The organism is Microbacterium sp. HD4P20 (genome assembly GCF_019449275.2).
In the GTDB taxonomy this organism is placed as follows: Bacteria; Actinomycetota; Actinomycetes; order Actinomycetales; family Microbacteriaceae; genus Microbacterium.
The window spans coordinates 199044-222819 of record NZ_JAHZQZ020000014.1 but is presented as its reverse complement, the minus strand read 5'-3'; the positions used below and the strand labels follow the sequence as shown (position 1 = coordinate 222819).

General features: G+C 69.0%; 22 protein-coding genes. 10 read left to right on the top strand and 12 right to left on the bottom strand.

Annotation, left to right across the window (positions count from 1 at the left end):
- Positions 1-5: 5 nt before the first annotated feature.
- Positions 6-779 carry a hypothetical protein gene (locus K0817_RS09295; protein ID WP_219981178.1) on the bottom strand — a complete coding sequence of 258 codons (774 nt, stop codon included), beginning with the start codon at positions 777-779 and terminating at the stop codon, positions 6-8.
- 507 nt (positions 780-1286) lie between these two features.
- Between K0817_RS09295 and K0817_RS09290 the strand changes: the two genes are divergently transcribed.
- Positions 1287-2195 (top strand): alpha/beta fold hydrolase, encoded by a 909-nt coding sequence (locus K0817_RS09290; protein ID WP_219981177.1) that lies wholly within the window; start codon positions 1287-1289, stop codon positions 2193-2195.
- Between the two features lie 6 nt (positions 2196-2201).
- On the opposite strand, the gene K0817_RS09285 is transcribed toward K0817_RS09290, so the two are convergent.
- From K0817_RS09285 to K0817_RS09275, 3 genes are read right to left on the bottom strand one after another with little or no spacing between them, the layout of a single operon-like run.
- Positions 2202-2564, bottom strand: coding sequence for a hypothetical protein (locus tag K0817_RS09285; protein ID WP_219981176.1), 363 nt, complete (start codon positions 2562-2564; stop codon positions 2202-2204).
- A gap of 4 nt (positions 2565-2568) precedes the next feature.
- Positions 2569-3108, bottom strand: coding sequence for a gamma carbonic anhydrase family protein (locus K0817_RS09280; protein ID WP_219981175.1), 540 nt, complete (start codon positions 3106-3108; stop codon positions 2569-2571).
- The gene (locus K0817_RS09275) at positions 3105-5252 is read right to left on the bottom strand and encodes an acyltransferase family protein (RefSeq protein WP_219981174.1); all 2148 of its coding nucleotides are present in this window, start codon (positions 5250-5252) and stop codon (positions 3105-3107) included. Before K0817_RS09275 ends, K0817_RS09280 begins: the two co-directional genes overlap by 4 nt.
- A gap of 167 nt (positions 5253-5419) precedes the next feature.
- On the opposite strand from K0817_RS09275, the gene K0817_RS09270 reads away from it, so the two are divergent.
- Positions 5420-5905: a Dps family protein gene (locus K0817_RS09270; RefSeq protein ID WP_219981173.1), complete on the top strand. Its 486-nt coding sequence runs from the start codon at positions 5420-5422 to the stop codon at positions 5903-5905.
- Between the two features lie 50 nt (positions 5906-5955).
- On the opposite strand, the gene K0817_RS09265 is transcribed toward K0817_RS09270, so the two are convergent.
- The 7 genes from K0817_RS09265 to K0817_RS09235 all read right to left on the bottom strand — a co-directional run bounded on the left by K0817_RS09265 (position 5956) and on the right by K0817_RS09235 (position 13251).
- On the bottom strand, positions 5956-6618 hold the full coding sequence (locus tag K0817_RS09265) for a response regulator transcription factor (protein WP_253735276.1): 663 nt from the start codon (positions 6616-6618) through the stop codon (positions 5956-5958).
- A gap of 20 nt (positions 6619-6638) precedes the next feature.
- Positions 6639-8048, bottom strand: coding sequence for a sensor domain-containing protein (locus K0817_RS09260; protein WP_219981171.1), 1410 nt, complete (start codon positions 8046-8048; stop codon positions 6639-6641).
- 195 nt (positions 8049-8243) lie between these two features.
- Entirely contained in the window at positions 8244-9749 is a 1506-nt protein-coding gene (locus K0817_RS09255) for an amidohydrolase family protein (protein WP_219981170.1), read from the bottom strand.
- Positions 9746-10390 carry an FMN-binding negative transcriptional regulator gene (locus K0817_RS09250; protein WP_219981169.1) on the bottom strand — a complete coding sequence of 215 codons (645 nt, stop codon included), beginning with the start codon at positions 10388-10390 and terminating at the stop codon, positions 9746-9748. The genes K0817_RS09255 and K0817_RS09250 overlap by 4 nt, the downstream gene beginning before the upstream one ends.
- Before the next feature lie 31 nt (positions 10391-10421).
- Positions 10422-11480 (bottom strand): Fpg/Nei family DNA glycosylase, encoded by a 1059-nt coding sequence (locus tag K0817_RS09245; protein WP_219981168.1) that lies wholly within the window; start codon positions 11478-11480, stop codon positions 10422-10424.
- Between the two features lie 6 nt (positions 11481-11486).
- A complete protein-coding gene (locus tag K0817_RS09240; RefSeq protein WP_219981167.1) occupies positions 11487-12032 on the bottom strand; it encodes a ribose-5-phosphate isomerase in 546 nt (181 codons plus the stop codon).
- Between the two features lie 40 nt (positions 12033-12072).
- On the bottom strand, positions 12073-13251 hold the full coding sequence (locus tag K0817_RS09235) for a ferrochelatase (protein WP_219981606.1): 1179 nt from the start codon (positions 13249-13251) through the stop codon (positions 12073-12075).
- 166 nt (positions 13252-13417) lie between these two features.
- Here K0817_RS09235 and pepN point away from each other — a divergent pair, with 166 nt between their 5' ends.
- The 8 genes from pepN (at position 13418) to K0817_RS09195 (ending at position 23094) form a co-directional block, all read left to right on the top strand.
- Positions 13418-15964: an aminopeptidase N gene (gene pepN, locus K0817_RS09230; RefSeq protein WP_219981166.1), complete on the top strand. Its 2547-nt coding sequence runs from the start codon at positions 13418-13420 to the stop codon at positions 15962-15964.
- An 81-nt stretch (positions 15965-16045) separates the two neighbouring features.
- Entirely contained in the window at positions 16046-16957 is a 912-nt protein-coding gene (locus tag K0817_RS09225; protein ID WP_219981165.1) for an ABC transporter ATP-binding protein, read from the top strand.
- Positions 16954-17760, top strand: coding sequence for an ABC transporter permease (locus K0817_RS09220; RefSeq protein ID WP_219981164.1), 807 nt, complete (start codon positions 16954-16956; stop codon positions 17758-17760). Before K0817_RS09225 ends, K0817_RS09220 begins: the two co-directional genes overlap by 4 nt.
- Before the next feature lie 10 nt (positions 17761-17770).
- Positions 17771-19057, top strand: coding sequence for a sensor histidine kinase (locus K0817_RS09215; protein ID WP_219981163.1), 1287 nt, complete (start codon positions 17771-17773; stop codon positions 19055-19057).
- Entirely contained in the window at positions 19054-19752 is a 699-nt protein-coding gene (locus tag K0817_RS09210) for a response regulator transcription factor (protein ID WP_253735275.1), read from the top strand. Before K0817_RS09215 ends, K0817_RS09210 begins: the two co-directional genes overlap by 4 nt.
- A gap of 55 nt (positions 19753-19807) precedes the next feature.
- Complete coding sequence (locus K0817_RS09205) at positions 19808-20908, top strand: mechanosensitive ion channel family protein (protein ID WP_219981161.1); 1101 nt, start codon at positions 19808-19810, stop codon at positions 20906-20908.
- Positions 20905-21393 (top strand): globin, encoded by a 489-nt coding sequence (locus K0817_RS09200; protein ID WP_219981160.1) that lies wholly within the window; start codon positions 20905-20907, stop codon positions 21391-21393. Before K0817_RS09205 ends, K0817_RS09200 begins: the two co-directional genes overlap by 4 nt.
- A gap of 36 nt (positions 21394-21429) precedes the next feature.
- Positions 21430-23094, top strand: a complete 1665-nt coding sequence (locus K0817_RS09195; RefSeq protein ID WP_219981159.1) for an FAD-binding dehydrogenase — start codon at positions 21430-21432, stop codon at positions 23092-23094.
- Between the two features lie 4 nt (positions 23095-23098).
- On the opposite strand, the gene K0817_RS09190 is transcribed toward K0817_RS09195, so the two are convergent.
- Positions 23099-23770 carry a hypothetical protein gene (locus K0817_RS09190; protein ID WP_219981158.1) on the bottom strand — a complete coding sequence of 224 codons (672 nt, stop codon included), beginning with the start codon at positions 23768-23770 and terminating at the stop codon, positions 23099-23101.
- Positions 23771-23776 lie beyond the last annotated feature (6 nt).

Here is a 23776-nt window from a genome sequence, read left to right as displayed (position 1 = left end):
GCGGGCTAAACGTCGAACTTGTCGTTGGCCGACCGTGAGCGCCAGTATGTGCGCGTTGCGGGGAGCACTTGCGCTCCTAGCGTTGTTCCGAAGTCTTCGGAGGTCTCTGCGCGCCACGTGCCGTTCGCGCCGTCCACCGCGAGCAGCGCTGAACCACGAATGACGATCTGGTGCGTTTCCGTCACGTCGGCGTCGCGCGGACCAGTGTAGGTGAGCCAGAAGCGTGCGCTCACTGGGTATCTCAAGGGCTTAGCGGCGGCATCCTCTGGCTCAAGGAGCGCGACCCATTCGGACACCGTGTGAGTCACCGTCAACACGAACTCATGCGACTCTCCAGGAGGAACCGGCTCAGCGAGGACATACGCAGAGCCGCCGTCCGTTCCCCGCGCTCGAATCATCGCGGTTCCCGGCCCATCGTTGAGCAGCGTCGCGCTGTGTCTGAGGCTCAGTTGCAGATCGGCATCGCGAGGCAGCACGAACGTCTCGGTGGAAGCGACGGCGCGCTTTTGCCAACTCCCGGGTATCGCCGCGCTCAGTTTCGTCGCATCTACGTAGCCGGGCGTTGTGACCGTCAGATGTGGGACGCCCGATTCGATGCGTGCGATCTGGGTTTCTTGGAGAGCCCTTTCGGCGACCACCGTCGACTCTTCGGACGCCACGACCGCCTTGCGGGTGTACCACGCTTGCACCGCAATCACGATGGCTGAGAGCGTCGTCGCAATGGCGGCGATGATTGTAGCGATTGCGACCGCGCTCGCTAGCCCCGGGTCCTGCGTCATGCGTTCAGGTTGTCATAGCGAGTCGTGGGACATCTCGCCGACACGTCGATTCGTGGGACATAACTGTCGCACGGCATCCGCACAAGAAGACGGTGAGCGTTAGTCACCGGGTGACCTTTCGACGGGCTGACCCGGTGGGGTTTGAAAGTCCGACTTTCGTGCCCGACGCATGCCCCTAGACGCATCTGATTGGGCACGGATTCGGTAACCGAGCCGATCGAAACTCGCGGAAACTTGCGGGCTGTAACGGCTAACAGGTGGGCCGACACGTCTTCCAAACTGATGGTGCGGGTTCGATTCCCGGCATCCCTCCACTGCCCCGTTCGGCCGGCCGAAGGTCGCCCTGACGGGGCATTCGCGTTGGATGCCGTCCGAACGATGGGCTCCGGGGCGCGGCGGCCGCTTCCGGTCATCTCGTGCCTCCAAGATCACGCGATCCGCACTATCGGGCGACGTGACGCACGCGCCACACTGGGTACGGCAATGACCTCGCCTTCAGGAGTCGCCATGAGCACTTCGCCGTCCCGGCCGCCGAAGCCGCGCAAGCTGCCACGCCGGCCCGCGTCCGCGCTGGCCGAGAGGTGGACGCGGATCGACGGCGTCGACGTGTTCTACCGAGAGTCGCCGCGCCCTCCCGTCGACGGGCGGGTCATGGCGCACATCCACGGCTTCGGGCTCTCGGGCCGCTATCTGCTGCCGACTGCCGAGCGGCTCGCGGACGACTTCCATACCTTCGTCCCCGACCTACCCGGGTTCGGACGCAGCGGCAAGCGCAAGGACATGCTCGACATCCCGGACCTGGCGCACGCGACGGCGTCATTCTTCGATGATCGCGGCGTCGAGAAGGCGACGCTCGTGGGCAACTCGATGGGATGCCCCGTCATCATCGAGTTCGCGCACCACTACCCCGAACGCATCGATCGAGCCGTGCTCGTCTCGCCGGCCGGCGGCCTGCACAATCAGCCGCTTCGGCGGGCGATCGGGCAACTGTCCGCGGATGCGATACGCGAGCCCACGCGGATGGCGCGGGTCGCGGTGCCGGACTACGTGCGCTTCGGCGTCCCCAGCACGATGCGACTGTTCAGGGCACTGACGCGATACCCGAGCCTCCAGCGTCTGCTCGAGATGCGCATTCCGACGCTCGTCGTGCTCGGCGAGAGGGATCCGCTGCTCCCCCACGCCCACCGCGTCGACGAAGTCGCGAGCCAGACCGACAGCCATGTGCTCGTCGTGCTGCTGGAGGGCGCCGCGCACGCGATCAACTTCAGCCACCCCGACCAGCTCGCCCACGTCATCCGGCTGTTCATGGACGACCGGCCGATCCTGAACGACCCGCAATGGCCGGGGCACGTGCGACTGTACGAGGTGCACCGCGGAAGGCACCACCCTGAACCCAAGGGCGGTTCGACGGTCTGAACGGGCTCACCTTCGCGTGATCACATCGAGGAACGACCTCGGCAGCACGACGTTCTCGGGCGGGCCGGCGAAGAAACGGGCGACCTGCTCGGGGGTGTATCCGGCGATGCCGCAGCCCACCTCGGTCACGAGGAAACGCAGTTCGGGGTGCTCCCGCGCGAACTCGAGGAATCGCCGCGCCTGCTCTTGCAAGATGTCGAGGCCCGACATCGTGTCGATGCCGTACGACTGACCCTGCAACCCCTCCGCTTGTCCCCAGATCGCCCCGAACCGGTCGAGCGCGAACTTCGCCGCTCCCCCGCCGTGCGACCCCGACGCGTTCGAGCCGAAGACGAAGACCTCCCCGGGCTTCAGCGACTCGATGCGCATGCGATCACTCCGCCGGTGTGGCGTCGATGTGCTCTTGGATGTGCGCCAGGTAGTGCTCCGCGTTGCGCAGCAGTCCGTCGCGCTCGTCCTCAGTGAGTTCACGACGCACCTTGGCCGGCACGCCGGCGACAAGCGATCCGTCGGGGATCTCGGAGCCCTCGAGCACCACGGCACCACCGGCGATGAGGCATTCCGAACCGATCCGAGCCCCGTTCAGAACGACCGCGCCCATGCCGATCAGCGAGCCGTCGCCGATGGTGCAGCCGTGCACGACGGCGTTGTGCCCGACCGAGACGTTCTCTCCGATGACGACCGGGCGCCCCGCGTCGACATGCACCGACACGTTGTCTTGCAGGTTGCTCCCAGGACCCACCGTGATGGTGTCGCCGTCGGCGCGCAGCACGGCGTTGTACCAGACGCTGGCGCCGGCACCGAGCGTGACGCCACCGACCACACGGGCTCCTGCCGCGACGAAAGCGGTGGGATCCAGGACGGGCGTCCTGCCCGCCGCGGTGAGCACAGAAGCACCGGGTGCGATGGTCATGGTGCGATACTCCTCGTGAGAGCGGACTGAATCGCCTCGGTGTACCAGGGCGCGAGCGTGTCGGCGAAGGTCACGGTCAGGTGGTCCTGGTCGCGATACACGTTCGCTCCCCCGACGACCGGAGAGCACGACTCGGTCTCGCAGAACACATCGGTGAAGTCGAGGAGCGTGACGTTCTCGAGACCGGATGCCGCCTCCCGCAGCGGGTCCTCTGCCACCAGCACCTCCGATCGCGGCGCGTCGCATTCGGTGACGTCACGCGTGCGCAGGCACTTGTTCGGGTCGGTCTCCCACACCGGGTTGTCGACGACCGTGATCACCGGGACGCCCCGATCGGTCACGGTGCTCCACGCATCCCGGTAGCCGGCCACGGCAGCATCGTACGACGAGTCGTAGCCCGCAGACGAGTACGGGGTCGTGGCGATGGCGGCCGTGAACACGGCGTCGAGGTCGGCCTCGGCAAGTGCCGACTGCACACCGTTGCGCCACTGCGTGCAGGCGTCGCCGAAGGCACCGGGCGTGGCGAGCGGAGTCGTGTTCCACGGGCACGCCCCCTTGAACCACGTGACGAGCTGCCACCCGTTCTCGTCGGCCATGCGCTGAAAGGTCGACAGCAGCTGATAGGCGTGACTGTCGCCGACGAGCGCCACACGGGGCGCTTCGGGGTCCTCCGAGCCGAACTCGCAGGAGACGGGCCGAGCGTCGGTGAGCTGCACGAAGCACTGCTCGTCACTCGGCCTGTCGATGCCGGCGAAGCCGGGCGCGGGCAGGATCGAGGCGCCGAAGTCGGTGCCCTGACACGAAGGATCGAGAACGGATGCCGCACCGAAGCACTCCGGAGGGTCCTGCTGAAGCTGCTGGATGTCGCGCGTGCCCGCGTTGTAGAGCGGCGCGTTCACGAGCCACGCCGTGGACGCCACGAGAGCCACGACGATCATGGCCGCCAGCGACGACCACAGCGTCACGCGTGCCCGGCGCGACGTGAGCACTTTCCACCCGCGTACGGGGTCTTCGACGAATCTCTTCGTCAGCCAGGCCAGCACGAAGCAGAGCGCCAGCAGGGCGACGCGGTGGTAGATCGTGAGGCCCCAGAACGGCACGGACGGGGCGATCACGATGAGTGGCCAGTGCCACAGGTACAGCGAGTACGAGATGTCGCCGACGAACTGTGCGGGGCGCAGCGCGAGAATGCGCGTCGGGTACCACCACCGCTCGGTGTTGGATGCGGCGATCACGGCGGCGGCGCCGAGCGTGGGAAGCGCGGCCATGTACCCGGGGAACGGGGTCTGACCGTCGAAGCTGAAGGTGACGTAGACCAGCACGAGGATCCCGGCCCACCCCAGCACGAAGCTCGCCGCCGCGTTGCGCACGCGCAGCAGAGGAACGAGGGCGATCATCGCCCCCACACCGAACTGCCACATGCGCGCGAAGGTGACGAAGTACGCGGGGGCCGGGTCGGTCATCGTGAACACGACGCAGAACGCAAAGGACGCGATCGACACGATGCCCAGCGTGACGAGCACGGCGCGCCGCCGCGCGCCGCGGAGCCACTTCACGCCGATCCACGCCGCCAGCAGCATGAGCAGTGGCCACATGACGTAGAACTGCTCCTCGAGCGACAGCGTCCAGTAGTGCTGGACGGTCGTCGGGTCGCCGGCGTGGTTCAGATAGTCCGCCGAGGTCAGCGCGAGATACCAGTTCTCGACGTAGAACGTCGACGCGAGGATCTCGCGCACTTCGTTCGGCAGCGCCGAAGTCGGCATGAGGTACGGCGACATCACCACGACAGCGCAGAAAAGCAGGACGAGGAGCGATGCCGGCAGCAGGCGCCGCGCGCGGCGCGCCCAGAACTGGCCGAGACGCACGGTGCCGGTGGCGGTGAGCTCGCGCATGAGATGCGCGGTGATGAGAAAGCCCGAGATCACGAAGAAGACGTCGACGCCGACGTAGCCCCCCGGAAAGCGCGCCGGCCAGAAGTGGTAAAGAACGACGCACAGCACGGCGATCGCGCGCAGACCCTGCACATGCGGGATGAACCGCGCGGGCTCGGCGTGTTCGGGCGATCGGTCCCGCGGCTCCTTGGTCACCGTCTTGGCGGGAACGTCCAGATGCTGCGGTCCGAGGTCATGGTCGGCGGAGGGCACGAATCGACGTTAGCCGGTGTCGTGGAGCTCGCTCGAACCGACAGGGCGAAACCCCTGTTTAGCCCAGCCTTCTCTTGCTTGCGGAATGCCGTTGCCTGAGTAGCGTTGCTCTCACAGGAGGACGACCGCCGATCGCAGCGGCCCTCCCCAAGCTGGAGGCGACAGATATGACGAAGATCAACACCATCCCCGCTACCGCGGCGAATCCCGACGTCGCATCCGCGACCGCGCAGTTCCTCACCCCCGTGGTGCTGGGCCTTCAGGCCCTCGCCGTCAACGGCAAGCAGGCGCACTGGAATGTGCGCGGCGCGAATTTCATCGCGATCCACGAGCTTCTCGACTCGGTCGTGGCGCACGCCCAGGACGGCGCGGACCAGGCCGCGGAGCGCATCGTCGCTCTCGGACTCCCGGTGGACGCCCGTGTGTCCACGGTCGCCGAGAAGACGCCGCCGACGGCGGTGCCGGCCGGATTCACGCAGTGGGAGTCGATCATCCGCAGCGTGATCGGCGACATGGACGCCGTGATCGCCGATGTGCAGACGGCCATCGACGGTCTCGACGAATTCGACCTCACGAGCCAGGACATCGCGATCGGCATCAAGGAGAGCCTCGAGAAGGACCGCTGGTTCCTTTTCGCCCACCTCGCGGAGTGACCTGACCCGTCGCACGAAGGCCCTCGGCACTGCCGGGGGCCTTCGTGCTGTCAGGGGTGCTGCAAGAACGCGAGGACCGCCAGGACCCGCCGGTGCTCGGTGCCGGATTCTTCCAGCGCGAGTTTGGCGAAGATGGCGCTGATGTTCTTCTCGACGGCGCCGACACCGATGAACAGGCGCTCGGCGATGCTCGCGTTGCTGCGCCCCTCCGCCATGAGCCCGAGGACGTCACGCTCGCGCGGTGTCAGCGCCGACAACGGGTCGGGGCGGGCAGAAAGCAGCCCTTGCACGACGAGCGGATCAAGCACGGTGCCGCGCTCACGGACCCGTTCGACGGCATCCGTGAACTCCTCCAGCGACGTGACGCGGTCTTTGAGGAGGTAGCCGACCCCTCCCTCACCACCGGCGAGCAGCTCGCGGGCGTATACACCCTCCACGTACTGGCTGAGCACCAGGATCCCGACGTCGGGAAACGCCGCGCGGAGGGTCAACGCGGCCCGGATGCCCTCGTCGCGAAAGCCCGGGGGGAGCCGGACGTCGAGGATGGCCACGTCGGCCTGCGCGCGGCGCACGCGGTCCACGATGTCTTCGGCATCGCCCCAGGCTCCTGCCGTCACGTAGCCGGCCTCGTCGAACAGGCGCACCAGGCCCTCGCGCAGGAGAACGGAGTCTTCCACGAGGACGACACGGAGGGGTGCGGGTGCCGACGCCATCCGTTCAGGATACGGATGACTCATGCCGGCCCCGCACCCAGCGGGATGTGCGCCCCGACCGAAGTCGGGCCACCGATCGGACTGTCGATCACCAGGGTGCCGCGCAGGCCGGCGACCCGCTGCTGAAGCCCCTCCAGGCCGTGGCCGCCCGCGGCGAAGGCACCGCCGCGGCCGTTGTCTACGACCCACACGTCCAGATGCGTCGGCGCGGCCGTAGGGAAGGGTCGCCGCAGCGACGCCTTGAGCGTCACGGCGCTTGCGGCCGAGTGCTTGGCGGCGTTCGTCAGCAGCTCGGCGACGATGAAGTACACCGTGCGTGCGACTTCCGGGCCCACGACGCGATCGACCACGGGATCGACGTCGACGTTCACGTGGAGAGGGCATGCCGCCGCCACCGCGTCGATCGCCGCTGCCAGTCCCCGATCCTGCAGGAGGGGTGGCGCGACGCCGCTCGAGAGAGCGCGCAACTCGTCCAATGCGGCCTTCGCGTGCTCGCGGGCCTCGCGGGCCAGATCCGCCGCGGCGCCCGTCTCACCTGCTCCCGCGCGACGCTCCAGCGCCGCGAGGTCCAGCTGCAGGCGCACGAGTCTCTGCTGCGGGCCGTCGTGGATGTCGCGTTCCAGTCGTCGCAGTGCCACGTCTTCGGCGTGGACGGCCGCGCCGCGAGCCGCGACCTCGGCACGCACCTCGGCCGCCAGATCATCAGATTCCCACCGCCCCAGCATCCCGTGGGCGATCGCATGGTGGGCGCGGGCCAGACCGCCCAGCACCCACGGCATCGTGACGGTGAACAATACGCCCGCGATCAGGTAGAGCACCACCTCGACGGCCCAGCTGTTCCAGCCCCCGAACAGCCACGGCACGGCATCCGCGACATAGTGACCCCATTCCCCGCCGGAGCCGTCCTCGTTCCAGTTGCGCGGCAGGAACAGCCCCCAGAACCAGTACGTGAGGCCGCCCAGCCCCACGCTGAGCCAGACGACCGTCAGCGCGAATGAGATCGTGCTGACGATCGGGTTCAGGATCATGCCGTGGATGAGGTAGACCCAGTAGTGGGCGTTGCGCACCGGTCGCGTGAGCGTGACCCAGAAACCCGTCGCATCCGTCTTGTCGCGATTCCACTCCGGCTCGGCGATCCGCGGAAGCCCGGTGACCAGCAGCAGGAAGCGGTCGGCGATCCCGAAACCCCGCGCGATCATCAGACTCAGCACGACCAGCGGCAGCCCGATCACCAGGACGAGCAGGCCCACCCCGGTCCAGAAGAACGGCGCGAGTACGCCGATCGAGAGCATCGCCAGGACGAATACCAGCAGCAGGTACAGCGCGCTGCCCGGTGTGCGCAGCCACCACTGCGTATAGGTGGCCCAGAATCCCGGGGTGGCGGTGCCCGCCGGTTGCGGCGCGCGCTCCGCGTCAGTGGTCGTGGTCATCGCTTTCTCCTCGGGACGCGTAATCGGGCCGCTGGCCCGGATCGACGACCGGGAACTGTCCCATCATGCCCTGGTCATCGAGCCACAGCAGGTGGTGGCTGCACGTGCCTCCAGCCTCGCCGTCTGGGCCCCCGCGCGGCATCCGACGTCCTCCCGGAACCGCACGGGGGCTGACCCCCGCACATCGCAACCGACCTACGCCAGGTGCGTGAGTCGCCCGCCCAGAAGAGTCGCGGTCACCGGCATGCTGCGCATCGCGGATTCGTCGGCACCCAGCGGGTCGCGCGCGCAGAGGACGAGATCGGCGACGTCCCCCGGCTCGATGCGCGCCGGCGTCGTCGATCCACCCCGGGTCGAGGCCGACAGCGCGGTCTCGGGCTCGAGGCTCTGATGCGGCTGCCAGGGCTCACGGCCGTCGCGCGTGCGGAAGACCGCGGAGGCCATCGCCGCCCACGGATCCAGCGGCGAGACGGGCGCGTCCGAGCCGAACAGGAGCGTGGCACCCGAATCGGCGAGGGTGCGCAACGGGTACGGCTGCGCCGTCTGGTCCGCCCAGATGGTGTCGGTCAGGTCGCGGTCCTCCAGCGCATGCTCGGGCTGCACGCTGGCGCCGATGCCCAGACGCCCGAATCGCGGGATGTCGGCGTGCGCGACCAACTGAGCGTGCTCGATCGTGCCCCATGCGCCGGTCGCGGTGAACGCGTCGAGAGCGTGCGAGTTGGCCACGTCGCCGATCGCGTGGATCGCGGATGCGATGCCGGCGCCGGTCGCGCGGGTCATGAGCTCCACGAGCGTCGCGGCGTCGACGGTGAGCACCCCGTGATTGTGCGGATCGCCGGGGTAGGCACGCGAGCAGGCCGCAGTGCGCGTGCCCAGGGACCCGTCGGTGATCACCTTGAGCGGCCCGACACGGACGAGGTCGGATTCCGCGCCCCGCGCGGCGTCCCCCGTCCGAAGCCCTTCGGCGACAGCGCGGTCGAGGAACTCGGGATAGATGCCGAAAGACACCCGCAGCGCATCGAATCCGCCCGCCAGACGACGCACCCACGCATCCTCGTTCCACGCCATGTCGAGGTCGACGATGCCGACCACGCCGCGGGCCGCGGCCTCGTGCGCCATGCGCGCGACCAGCGGGTCGGTCGACTCGGATGGCTGCGCGTTGAGCCGGCGGGAGATCTCGAACGCCGGCTCTTCCCGGAGCATGCCCACCCCGTCGGGCTCGAAGCCTTCGCGGCGGAGGGCGGCGGAGTTCAGCCACACGCTGTGCACGTCGGCGTTGATCAAGTAGGTCGGGGTCTCGCCGGTCGCCGCGTCGAGCGCGGCGAGACTGGGGGCGTCGGCCCACAGCGCGTCGCGAAATCCCGTTCCGACCCGGCGCCCATCGGGCAGCGGCACCGCGGAGCCCATGATCGCGGCGGCTTGGGCGGCCGAAGTCGCGCCTCCGAGAGCAACGCGCTGCGCCACGAGCGCCCACTGCACCACGTGCACGTGGTGGTCCCACAGGCCCGGGATCAGCCAGTGGCCGTCGCCCTCGAGCACGAGTCCGCGCCGCGGTACGGCCCCCGCGGGCGCGATATCGGCGACGACACCCTCGGAGAGGTGCACATCGACGGGCTCGTCGCCGAAGGGGTCGGTCCGCGCGACACCGGTCAGCCGCACGCCGGCGATGATGTCGGGCGTTTCACCCTGGGAAGGGATCACCGTGCCGACGTGCGGGCTTCGAAGTCGCGTCGCATCTCGCCGGCGAGCCGCGGGTCGGCGTATGCGCCGCTGCCGCCGGCCTCGAGCCCCGCGATAACGGTCTCGACAACCTCATCGGACTTGTTCTGGCTCAGCTTCCGTTTGGCCACGACGTGCGTCGGGGTCAGCCGGAATCCAACTGTGCCCCTTTCGAGCCTCGTCACGAAGTCGGGATCGTTGGGGCGCTCCCACAGCAGGCGCGGCTGCGGCATCCCATTCTCGAAGTGCGCGACAAGCTTGTCGAGCACGCGCAGGTTCTCTTCGGGCGTGAGGATCTCGGGGATGCCGCTCAGGTGCGCCGAGACGAAGTTCCAGGTGGGCACACTGGGCGTGTCGCCGTACCACCCCGGTGAGATGTAGCCGTGCGGCCCCTGCACGACCACCAGCAGCTCGCGCTCGCCGAGGCCATGGATCAGGTCGTCGGGCTTGCCGACGTGGCCGACCACGGTGAGATCGTCACGTTCGTCGTCCAGGAGCACGGCGTAGTGCGAGGCCACCATGCCGGTGTCGGTCGAGCTCACGATCGTGACCCACGGGTTCTGGGCGATCAGCCGACGGATCTCGGCCACATCTGTCATCGCGAAGCTGGGGTTCTGGCGCATGTGTTCAGCCTATGAGGGTTCGTCTGCTGCGCTACGCCTGACAGCGAGGGCACCAGTAGAGCTTGCGGCCCGCCGCCTCTTCCACCACGATCGACGTCCCGCACACGCGGCAGGGCAGTCCCGCGCGGTGGTAGACCCAGTGCCGGTCGTCGCGACTGGCCATCGCCTTGCGATAGGACGCCGGATCGAGATCGTCCATCGTCATCATCTGCCCGGTGTCTACCCCGATCGCGATGAGCCGCACCCAGTCCCGCCAGAGCGCTCTCACCACGTCCTCAGGCACGTCGCGGCCGGACGTGTGGGGATTCTGGCGCGCCCGGAAGAGCAGTTCGGCCCGATACACGTTGCCGATGCCGCTCACCACGCTCTGGTCCATCAGCAGCAGGCCGATCGGCGTCGGCTTGCGGCGGACGACGGCGGTGAACCGCTCCTCCCCCTCGGCGACGTCGTCGACGAGAGGGTCGGGTCCGAGCTTCGCGATCGTCGCGGCGACCTCGTCGGGTGTCTGCAGCTCGCACGCGGTCGGGCCGCGCAGATCCGCACAGGTCGTCGCGGTGAGCAGCCGCAGCCGCACCTGCCCGACGACCGGAGGCGGCCATTGGTCGCCCTCATCCGCCAGCCCGGTCGTCTGCTCCGACATCCGCACGTGCACCCGGGCGCGCCGGGGCGCGCCGATCGATGTCAGCGAGTTCTCGCCGGCGTCGTCGTGGATCGCTTCCTCCACCGCGGTACCGCGCTGGTTGGTCTGACCCTCCCCACGCCCACTCCGCTCGCCGCTGGCGCGTCGGGCGGAGCCTCCGGGCGCGTGGGCCCTGCGCCCGTTCGCCGAGGCGATCGTCGGGTCGACCAGGATCTCGCCCGCGAAGTCCCACGCGCCGTACATCCCGAGGTGCACGCGCAACCACAGGTCGTCGTCGAACTCGAGGAACATTTGCTTCCCCACCGCGCGGACCTGTGTCGCCGAGCGTCCGCTGATGACCTGCGCACCCTCGACGAACCGCCCCTGCGGACTGGAAGCCTGAACAGTCCGGCCGACGAAGTTGCGATCGAACTGGCGCGCGATCCGGTGGACGGAGTGGCCCTCTGGCATCGCGCCTCAGCCCGCTTCGGGATCGAACGAGCTGTCGTCGGCGGCGAGGACGTCCGGCCGCGGCTTCGGGGCGCGCGGGTCCGGTTCGAGCGTGCCGTCCTGCTCATAGGCTGCGAGCTGCGCGATGCGGCGGGCGTGGCGCTCCTCGCCCGAGAAGGGTGTCGCGATGAACCGGTCGATGAACGCGGCGGCCTCTTCGAACGTGTGCTGGCGGGCGCCGATGGCGATCACGTTGGCATCATTGTGCTCACGTGCCAGCTCTGCCGTCGCGATGCTCCACACCAGCGCCGCCCGGGCGCCGAGCACCTTGTTCGCGGCGATCTGCTCGCCGTTGCCCGAGCCGCCGAAGACGACCCCGAGCGTCTCGATGCCGGCCGATTGGTCGCGCACGACCGCCTGGGCCGCCCGGATGCAGAACGCGGGGTAGTCGTCGAGGGCGTCGTACTCGACGGGACCGTGGTCGATCACCTCGTGGCCGGACTCGGCGAGGTGATGCTGCAGCTGCGTCGAGAACTCGAGGCCGGCGTGATCGGTCGCGATGTGGATGCGCATGGGCACAATCCTAGAGACGCGGGGCGGCTTCAGCCGACCGTCACGGCGCGACGCCGGCCGCCGCCGGCTTGAATCCTGCGCGGACGTTCTCGCAGCACGCCGGACGGCACACATCGAACCACGGGCCGAGCTCGGTCGCGTGTGGCCGTTCGGCCGCGGGAGTCCCGTGCAGGCGCTCTTCCACGAGATCGACGAGCCCCGCCACGAACGCGGGGTCGATCCCCGGCGTCGGCGTGCGCACGGCACGCAGCCCCGCCTCGGCCGCAGCATCCATCGCCTCGGTGTCGAGGTCCCACAGCACCTCCATGTGATCGCTCATGAAGCCGAGCGGCACGATCGGCACCGCCTCGACACCCGCAGCGGGTAGCTGAGCGATGACGTCGTTGACGTCGGGTTCCAGCCACGGCTGGCTGGGCGGGCCCGATCGCGACTGGTAGACGAGGTCCCAACCCACGTCCTGCGCGCCGGGGACCTCCGCCGCGACCGCGGCCATGACCACCTCGGCCACCGCGCGGTGCTGGGCGGCGTACGCACCGCCCTCGCCGAACCCGCGGTGGAGGTCGTCGCCCTCCCGCGGGCCCGACCGCTCGGCGTCGGCGGTCGGAATGCTGTGCGTCGAGAACAGCACGCGCACGGCGCCCGGCGCGATGCCTTCGGCCAGGAAAGTCGAGACGGCATCGCGGACGCCGTCCACGAAAGGCTGCACGAATCCGGGGTGATCGAAGAACTGGCGGACCTTGTCGATCGTGACCGTTCCCGACAGGTCCGTCTCACCGAGCACCCGCGCGAAGTCCTCGCGATACTGCCGACAGCTCGAGAAGGACGAGTAAGCGCTCGTCGCGAGTGCCAGCAGCTTCGTGCGGCCGGCGGCGGCGGCATCCTGAACCGCCTCCTCCAGGTACGGCGCCCAGTTGCGGTTGCCCCAGTACACCGGCAGGTCGATGCCACGGCGCGCCAGTTCGGCTTCCAGGGCCGCCTTCAGCGCGCGGTTCTGTGCATTGATGGGGCTCACGCCGCCGAAGTGCCGGTAGTGGTGCGCGACCTCCTCCAGCCGCTCATCGGGGATGCCGCGTCCGCGCGTCACGTTCCGAAGGAACGGGATGACGTCATCCTGGCCCTCCGGACCGCCGAAACCGGCGAGCAGCAGCGCGTCGTACGCGACGGGCTGCTCGACGTGAGGGCTGCCGGATGCCGCGGCCGAGGACGCGAAGGGGACCATGTGCTGCTCACCAGAAGTCACCACTCCATCCTGACACCGCTCGTGGTGTCGTTCATCCACAGGCACTGCCCGCCGGGGTGGGCTGGCATAGGCTTGGACGGTTGTCGCCGGAGCCATCCGCACCGGACGACGACGCCGCCACCCTCCACCTACGGGAGCAGAACTAGTGCCTGGAGAGAACCTCACCCGCATCGAGGCGCAGGAGCGTCGCACGACCGTCGACACACAGTCGTACGAGGTCGTGCTCGATCTGACGAAGGGCGCCGAGGTCTTCGGATCGCGCACCGTCGTCCGCTTCACGGCGACCCCCGGTGCGTCCACCTTCATCGACCTCATCGCACGAGAGATCCGCGAGATCACGCTCAACGGCCGGGTGATCGACCCGGCCACCGCGTTCGCCGACTCCCGCATCGCGCTCGATGAGCTCTCAGCCGAGAACGAACTCGTCGTCGACGCGGACTGCCTGTACACGAACACCGGTGAGGGACTGCATCGCTTCGTCGACCCCGTCGATGAAGAGGTCTACCTGTACTCGCAGTTCGAGGTTCCCGATTCACGCCGCGTGTACGCGGTGTTCGAGCAGCCCGACCTGAAGGCCACGTTCGAGTTCACCGTCACGGCGCCCGAGCCGTGGAAGGTCGTCTCCAACTCACCCACGCCCGAACCCAAGAAGCACGGCGACGGCACCGCGACGTGGCGCTTCGAGCCGACGCCGCGCATCTCGTCGTACATCACCGCGCTCATCGCGGGCCCGTACGAGGCCACGTTCTCGGAGCTCACGAGCGCTTCGGGCCGCGTGATCCCCCTCGGGGTCTACGGGCGCAAGAGCCTGTGGCAGTTCCTCGACGCCGACTACATCTTCGACAAGACGCGCCAGGGCTTCGCCTACTTCGAGGAGAAGTTCGACTACGCGTACCCCTTCGCGAAGTACGACCAGCTCTTCGTCCCCGAGTTCAACGCGGGCGCAATGGAGAACGCCGGCGCCGTGACCTTCACCGAGAGCTATGTCTTCCGCAGCAAAGTGACGGACGCGATCAAGGAGCGTCGCGTCGTCACGATCCTGCACGAGCTGGCCCACATGTGGTTCGGCGACCTCGTGACGATGAAGTGGTGGAACGACCTGTGGCTGAACGAGTCGTTCGCCGAGTGGGCGTCGACGATCGCCACGGCTGAAGCGACCGAGTGGACCGAAGCGTGGACAACGTTCAACGCGATGGAGAAGACCTGGGCCTATCGCCAGGACCAGCTGCCCTCGACGCACCCGGTCGTCGCGCAGATCAACGACCTCGAAGACGTCCAGGTCAACTTCGACGGCATCACGTACGCCAAGGGCGGATCGGTGCTCAAGCAGCTGGCCGCGTGGGTGGGCATCGAGCAGTTCTTCGCCGGAGTGGCCGCGTACTTCAAGAAGCACGAGTGGTCCAACACCGAGCTCAGCGACCTGCTGTCCGAACTCGAGACGACGAGCGGGCGCGAGCTGTCGACCTGGTCGAAGAAGTGGCTCGAGACAGCGGGTGTCAACACCCTCGCCCCCGAGATCGCGACCGATGTCGACGGCACCATCACACGCTTCGCGATCGTGCAGACCGCCCCGGCCGACTACCCGACGATCCGGCCCCACCGCCTCGGCGTGGGCTTCTACGACGTTGACGGCGGCGCGTTGGTTCGCGTTCACCACATCGAGCTGGACGTCGACGGCGACCTCACCGAGGTGCCCGAGCTGAAGGGACGCAAGCGTCCGGATCTTGTCCTCCTGAACGACGACGACCTCGCGTACACCAAGATCCGTCTCGACGAGCGCTCGCTCCAGACCGCGATCGAGCACCTGGGCAATATCAGCGACCCGCTCGCCCGGTCGCTGGTGTGGGGCGCCGCGTGGGACCAGACGAGGGATGCGGAGGGCTCGGCGTCCGACTACGTCGATCTGGTGCTGCGCAACATCGGCACCGAGACAGAGTCCACCACGGTCCGCACGACGCTCGCCCAGCTGCAGCTCGCGGCGAACTCCTACGTCGCACCCGAGACGCGCGACGCGACGCGTGAGAAGGTCGCCGACGCCCTGTGGGAGCTCGCGCAGAGCGCCGAGGCGGGCAGCGACAGCCAGCTGCAGTTCGTCACCGCCTTCGCCAGCGCCGCGGCGACCTCCGCGCAGTGGGAGAAGGTGCGCCAGGTGCGCGACGGTGAGGTCGTCTTCGAGGGACTCGAGATCGACACCGACCTTTCGTGGCAGCTGCTCGTTTCGCTCGCCGCCGGCGGGCTCGTCACCACCGCCGACATCGACGACGCACTCGCGTCCGACAACACGGCCAAGGGCGGCGAGTTCGCGGCGCAGGCGAAGGCCGCCCTGCCCAACGCTGAGGCGAAAGCGGCCGCATGGGCCTCACTGGTCGACAGCGACGAACTGCCCAACACGATCGTCCGCTCGGCCGCGCTCGGCTTCGTCCACCCCGCCGGTCGCGACCTCCTCCAGGCGTTCGTTCCGCGCTACTTCGACGCCCTGCTGCCGATCTGGGATTCGCGCACGTACAAGATCGCGGAGTACCTGATCGCAGGCCTCTACCCCGCGCCGCTCGCGAGCGTCGCGCTGCGTGATGCGACCCGTGCGTGGCTCGAGGCCAACGCCGACGCCGCGCCGGCGCTGCGCCGTCTCGTCGCCGAGAACCTCGCGGGCGTGGAGCGCGCCCTGTCGGTACAGGCCCGCGACTCCGAGTAGTACCGCGGTACCACCCGCATCCGAGAAGACCCTCCTGTCGGCCGATGCGCCACAGGGGGGTCTCTCCGTAGCGTCGACACCATGATCGTCGCAGAGAATCTCAGCAAGAGCTTCGGCGCCAAGCGGGCCGTCGCCGATGTCAGCTTCACCGTTCAGCCGGGCAAGGTCACCGGCTTCCTCGGCCCCAACGGCGCGGGAAAGTCCACCACGATGCGCATGATCGTCGGCCTGGACCGCCCGACCGGCGGCCGCGTCACCGTCAACGGGCGTCCGTACGCCCAGCTGCGCTCGCCCCTGACCGAGGTCGGGGTGCTCCTGGACGCCAAAGCCGTCCACACCGGGCGCACGGCCCGCAATCATCTGCGGGCGATGGCCGCGACCCACGGCATACCCGGCACGCGCGTCGACGAGGTGATCGAGCTCACCGGCATCGGGTCGGTGGCAGGCAAGCGCGCCGGCAAGTTCTCGCTGGGTATGGGCCAACGGCTCGGCATCGCGGCGGCGCTGCTCGGCGATCCCCACACGCTGATCCTCGACGAGCCCGTCAACGGGCTCGATCCCGAGGGCGTGCGCTGGGTGCGCCAGTTCGTGCGGCATCTGGCAGCCGAAGGACGCACAGTGCTGCTGTCGAGTCATCTCATGAGCGAGATGGCGCAGACAGCCGATCACGTCATCGTCCTCGGACGCGGTCAGGTGCTCGCGGACGCTGATCTGTCGGCGCTGGTGCGGGCATGGACCAGCAACGCCGTCGTCGTTCGCTCGCCGAGACTGGGCGAGCTGGTCGCGGCCGTATCGGGCCCCGACATCACCGTGACGGCGTCGGAGCCCGGCCTGGCCGAGATCACCGGCGTCACCGCGGCGGCTCTCGGCGACCTCGCCGCCTCGCTCGGCATCCCGGTGCACGAGCTCACTTCACGCAGCGGCTCCCTCGAAGAGGCGTACCTCGCCCTCACGGGAGAGTCCGTCGAGTACAAGACCAAGGAGATCGCATGACCGTCCTCACCGCGCAGCCGCTGACACGCTCGGACGCCCGCCCCTCGACCCACCGGCTCAGCTTCGCCCATCTGCTCCGCAGCGAGTGGATCAAGATCGTCACCTTGCGCTCCACGTGGTGGTCGCTCGGTGTCGCCGCGGTCCTCTCGATCGGCATCTCGATGATGATCGCCGCTGCATCGGAGAACTTCGGACCCGGCTATCCGGCTGTGAGCGCCATCCTGTCGCCGACGCAGTTCACGATGCTGGTCGCGGGCGTGCTGGGCGCGATCGTGATCACGGGTGAGTACTCGACCGGCATGATCCGCTCGACTCTCACAGCCGAACCTCGCCGTGGCGCGGTCGTGCTGGCCAAGGCGGTCGTCATCGCCGGGCTCATGGCGGTCGCCAGCGTGGTGATCTATGGGGTCGCCATTGCGGCGACGGCACCCATCCTCGCCGAGGGAATCGACTGGTCTGAGCCGTCCCAGTCCATCGTTCCTCTGGCGTTGGGTGTCCTGTCCATGGTCGCCTTCACCCTGATCGGGCTCGGGTTCGGGTTCATGGTGCGAAACGGCGCCGGCGCGATCGCCGTCACCGTCGGCGTTCTGTTCGTACTCCCGATCGTTTTCAGCCTGTTCTCGATGGCCGGTGAGGACTGGCGCTGGATCGTCGACCTCGCCGAGTATCTGCCCATGAACGCGGCGGCCGCCATCGCCTCGCCCGGCACCGAGGATCTGACGGCTCCGCTGCTGGCGCTGGGCGCCTGGGTGCTCGCTCCGATGGTGATCGGCTGGGGCGTGCTGCGGACACGCGACGCGTAGAGTCGAGCGGATGTCCCGTCCCGAGCCGCAGGCCGTCGTCGGTGCCCTTCCCGGCACCGACGACGGCCTGCGTCTGCCGCGACCGCCGGGCGTGCTGCGCCGCTTTTGGGCCCGGCATCCGCGAGTCGCCGATGTGCTCGTGGTCTTGCTTGCTCTGCTCCTGTCGGCGCCGGCCGCGACGATCCGCACCGACTTCGCGATCGTGCCGACGCCTGCTCAGACCTGGTTCGCGGTCGTCCTGGTGATCGTGGCGTGCGGCACGCTCGTCTTGCGTCGCGCACATCCCCTCACCGTCTTCGTCGCGACGATGGCGCCGGCGCTTCTGCTGCCGCCGAGCCTGGTGCCGGCAGCCCACCTGATCCCCGCCTTCGCCCTCTACGCCGTCGCGGTGTACCGCTCGGTACGGGCCTGCTGGGCGGCCTTCGGCGTCGCGTGCGGCGCACTGGCGATCTACACCTCCGTGGCCACGATCACCCTCCCTTCCGAACTGCCCTTCCTCGTGTCGTCGCTGGTCTCGGCGGTCGTCGCTCTGCTCATCGGCGGCCTCATCGGCACGAACGTCGGCAATCGGCGTCGCTATCTGGAGGCGCTCATCGACCGGTCCCGCCAGCTGATGGTGGAGCGAGACCAGCAGGCTCGGCTCGCGGCCGCCGCCGAGCGCACGCGCATCGCACGTGAAATGCACGACATCGTCTCTCACAACCTCACCGTCGTCGTCGCCCTCGCCGAAGGCGCCACCGCCACGCCCGACACCGAGCGTGCGCGCGCCGCCACCGAGCAGATCGCCACGACGGCTCGTGGGGCGCTCACCGAGATGCGCTCCATGCTCGGCGTGCTGCGCGACCCCGACACCGCACCGGGAGCACTGCTGGCACCCGCGGATTCGGCGAATGTCGCCGCTGCCGCGGAGGCGGCACAGCGCGCCGGCTATCCGGTCGTCCTGCACACCGAAGGCGACCTGGACGCTCTTCCCGCCGACTTGCGCCTGGCGCTGACCCGTATCGTGCAGGAATCTCTCACCAACGCGATGCGCCATGCGCCCCTCGCCACGATCATCGACGTGCGAGTCGTCGTACGGGAGGAGGCCGTGGACGTCCTCGTCGTCAACGACGGCGCCAAGAAGGCGGGACGACCCGTCGAGCCCGGCGCGCGTGGCGGATACGGCATTCCGGGCCTGCACGAGCGAGTCGCCCACGTCGGTGGCTCCTTGTCGGCGGGCCTGGTCGACGACGACCGATGGATCGTGCGCGCATCCCTCCCCCGCCCTCGCGCGCCTCTCGAGGGCGAACCATCGTGAGCGAGACCATCCGGGTTCTTCTCGTGGACGACCAGGAACTCATCCGCCTCGGATTCCGTCTCGTCCTCGAGGCCGAACCCGACATCGAGGTGACCGGCGAAGCCGCAGACGGTGACGAGGCGCTGCGCGCGGTCCTGGCACATTCCCCCGATGTGGTGCTCATGGACATCCGGATGCCGCGCACCGACGGCATCACCGCGACCCGCGAGATCGTGCGCGCACGGCCCGGGACGCGGGTCTTGGTGCTGACGACGTTCGATCTCGACGAGTACGCATTCGGAGCACTCGATGCCGGCGCGGGCGGGTTCCTGCTGAAGGACGCGCAGCGATCCGAGCTGACCTCGGCGATCCGGGCCGTGCACCGCGGCGACGCGGTGCTCGCGCCACCGGTCACCCGAAGACTGGTCGAGCGCCTGCGCGCCGTACCAGGGCCGGCGATCGATGAAGGAACACCGGATCCGACCGCCGAACTCACCGATCGAGAGCGCGATGTGTTCCTCGCGATCGCTCAGGGCTTGACGAACGCCGAGATCGCCAGCCGCCTTTTCGTGAGCGAGTCCACCGTGAAGACCCACGTCGGCCGCGTCCTGGCGAAGGTCGGCGCGCGCGACCGCGTGCATGCCGTGATCCTCGCGCATCGGCATCGGCTCGTGGATGCCTCGGCGCCCCTGCCACCCGACAGCCGCACTCCATGATGCGGCGGGCCGGCGTTCAGCCGAGGCGGAGGGATGCGTCGTTAGGATCGTGACGATGATCCGCGTTCCCCTCGACCCCATCGAACCCGCCGAACCGTCGCTGTGGCAGCAGATCGGTGAATTCTCGGCGAGAGCCGGGTGGAACCTGGTTGCCGTCGCCGGGATCACCCTCGGCGCGATCTTCCTGGTGTGGATCCTGCGCGTGGTGATCAACCGCGTCGTCAACCGGATCGTGAGCGGGGCGAAGTCCAAGGCGAACGTCGACGATACTCAGGCTCTCGAGCGCTCCCCGCTCGCCTCGGTGCGTCTCGTGCAGCGCACCCGCACGCTGGGCTCCATCCTGCACAACATCGTCAACGTGGCGATCGTCGTGATCGCGCTGCTCCTGATCGTCAACGTGTTCGCGCCCAATGCTCTGGCCTCGCTCACCCTGCTCACCGCGGCGGTCGGCGCGGGGCTCGGCTTCGGCGCGCAGAACATCGTCAGGGACGTGCTCAACGGCATCTTCATCGTGGCCGAGGACCAGATCGGCATCGGCGACGTCGTGGACGTCGGCCTTGCCACCGGCATCGTCGAGTACGTCAGCGTTCGCGTGACGCACGTGCGCGACGTCAACGGCACACTCTGGTACGTCCGCAACGGCGAGATCACGCGCATCGGCAACCTCTCGCAAGGGTGGTCGCGCGTCATCATCGACCTGTCGGTGGCCGTGGACTCCGACATCGAGGAGGTCGAGAAGGCCATGCTCGACACCGCGAAGGGTCTGGCGAAGGACCACAAGTGGCGAACCCGCATCATCGAACAGCCCGAGGTGTGGGGGCTCGAGTCGATCTCGGGCGATGCGCTCGTCATCCGCCTCGTGATGAAGACCCGCGCCAACGCGAGAGACGACGTCGCGCGAGAACTCCGGATGCGCCTGAAGCGCGCCGTCGATGAGCTGGGCATCACCCTTCCGGCCCTCAACACGATCATGCCGACGGGCATCGAGGGCGCGCAGCGCGTGCGCGGGGCGAATCCTCCGAAGACGAAACCCACCCCGGTCGCGCCGGCGGCGTCCGAGCGCCCGGTGTGGAGACCCAAGCGCACGAGCAAGAAGTCGCAGCAGCGGAACGACGAGGCCGCCGCGCCCGGGGGCACCCCTGAGGAGACGCCATGACAGACAACGACACCTCATCCGGCGCCACGCCGCTGAGCTTCTACGACGAAGTGGGCGGTCACGACACATTCGTCCGGCTCGTCGATGCCTTCTATCGCGGAGTCGCCGACGACGATGTGCTGCGGCCGATGTACCCCGAGGAGGACCTCGGCCCTGCGAAAGAGCGCCTCACGATGTTCCTCGAGCAGTACTGGGGAGGACCGACGACGTACAGCGAGCAGCGCGGCCATCCCCGACTGCGCATGCGCCACTCGCCTTTCCACGTCAATCCCGACGCGCGCGACCGCTGGCTCGCTCACATGCGCACGGCCGTCGACGAGCTGAACCTGCCGCCCCTGCACGAGACGACGCTGTGGGACTACCTCCAGCGTGCCGCGATGGCCATGGTGAACACGTTCGAGCCCTCGGGGATCGGGCCCGCCGCGGACGGCCGCGCCGTAGGAGCCCTCCCCGTCACCGCGGCGTCTCCCGACGAGCCCCGCTGATCCCAACCCGCCACCCCCGCCGACGAAGGAGTCGACATGCCTCGCACCCCCCACTCCACCGACGTCCTCATCATCGGATGGGGTCTGGCCGGGCTCGTCGCGGCGGGAGAGGCCGCTGCCGCCGGAAAGCGGGTCACGATCGTCGATCAGGAGCCGCGCTCGAACCTCGGCGGGCAGGCCTGGTGGTCGTTCGGCGGGCTGTTCTTCATCGACTCCCCCGAGCAGCGCAGGCTCGGCGTGCGGGACTCGCTCGAGCTGGCACGCCAGGACTGGTTCGGCAACGCGGGCTTCGATCGCGAAGAAGATCTGTGGCCGCGGCGGTGGGCCGAGGCCTACCTGCAGTTCGCGCACGAAGAGAAGCGGTCATGGCTGCGTGAGAAGGGCGTCGGGTTCTTCCCCATCGTGGGCTGGGCCGAGCGCGGCGGATACACCGCGACAGGCCCGGGCAACTCCGTGCCGCGCTTCCACATCACGTGGGGCACCGGTCCCGGGATCGTGGCGCCCTTCCAGGCCGCTGTCGAGGAGGGCGAGAGGCGGGGTCGCATCACGATCCTCCCTCGCCACAAGGTGACTTCACTCACCACCAACGCGGGGGTGGTCGTCGGAGCCGAGGGCGACATCCTCGCGCCCTCCGGCGCGGCCCGTGGCACCGTCAGTTCGCGCGAGACCGTCGGCTCATTCGCGATCACCGCGGAGGCGACGATCGTGTCGTCCGGCGGCATCGGGGGCAATCACGAGCTGGTGCGCAGATGGTGGCCAGAACGCCTCGGGACTCCGCCGGCGTCCATGGTCACGGGCGTCCCCGCCTACGTCGACGGCTCGATGCAGGGGGTCACCGAGGCGGCCGGCGCGCGGCTGATCAACGGCGATCGCATGTGGCACTACGTCGAGGGCATCCAGAACTGGGATCCGGTCTGGCCGGACCACGGCATCCGGATCCTTCCCGGTCCTTCCTCGGTGTGGCTCGACGCGACCGGATCACGTCTTCCCGTCCCGCTCTTCCCGGGGTTCGACACTCTCGGCACGCTGGCCCACCTGCGGGCGACCGGCTACGACCACTCGTGGTTCGTGCTGTCGCAGAAGATCATCGAGAAGGAGTTCACGCTCTCGGGCAGCGAGCAGAATCCCGATCTCACCGGCAAGGATGTACGTCTTCTCGCGAAGTCCCGGCTCGGCAAGGGCGCCTCGGGACCCGTGCAGGCGTTCATGGACCACGGCGCGGACTTCGTGGTGCGCGACTCGCTGGACGACCTCATCGCCGGTATGCGGGCGTTGCCGGGAGGCGACGTCCTCGATGCCGCACGCGTGCGATTCGAGATCGAGGCGCGTGACCGCGAAGTGGCGAACGACTTCACCAAGGACGCCCAGATCGCGATGCTGCGTTCGGCCCGCGCGTTCCGAGGCGATCGCCTCATCCGCACCGCGAACCCGCACCCCATCCTCGATCCCGATGCCGGCCCTCTGATCGCCGTGAAGCTGCATGTGCTCACGCGCAAGTCTCTCGGCGGGATCGAGACCGACCTGTCCGGCCGCGCGCTCGGTGCGACGGGCGAACCCATCCCCGGTCTCTACGCAGCTGGAGAAGCGAGCGGGTTCGGCGGCGGCGGCGTGCACGGCTATCGCGCGCTCGAAGGGACGTTCGTCGGCGGATGCCTCTTCTCCGGGCGGGTGGCAGGCCGCGCCGTCGCGGCAGCCCTCTGACGGCTCAGCGTCCCCCGGTGCGGCGCACCGGGCCCAGCCCGCTCGCGACCGGCCCCCGCACCAGCACGTGGCCGCGACGAAGACTGACGCGCGTCCATGCCCCGCTCACCAGGACCTGCGCGGACTCGCTGCCGCTGATGAAGCCCATGCTCAGGGCGGCGAACGCGGCGCCCAACGGCAGACCGCCGAGCTCATCGTCCGGGGCCCCCCACACGTGAGCGCGGACGGCGCGCACCGCGTCTTCGCCGGCATCCGTCGGCACCTCCTCCGCGACGCGCGCGATCCCGCCCTGCGCCTTGGCAGCGACCAGGGCGGCATCGAGCGACGCCCGGGGTTCCCAGCCGCTGCGGGGAGGAGCGATGCCCGCCCACGCCGGTGACAGTGCCGTCTCGGGAAGGCTCAGGGCGCTCGGCTCGCCGAGCGCGACGGACAGCACGGATGCCTCGACCACCAGGTCGCACACGAGCTCGGGATCCGCTGCGAGAGTCCGCATCGCGAGCACCGTGGGCGTGGCGTCGCCGATTCCCTTCGGCGCCAGTGGCGCGGCCGTCATCGCCAGAACACCGCCACGAGCCTGAAGGCGGACGCCCTCGGTCGTGAAGCGAGCCGCCCGCCGTGCGAAGGTGAGGGCGTCCGCTGCCGTGGCAGGGTCGGCGAGCAGCAGGCGCGGAGACATCGCCCT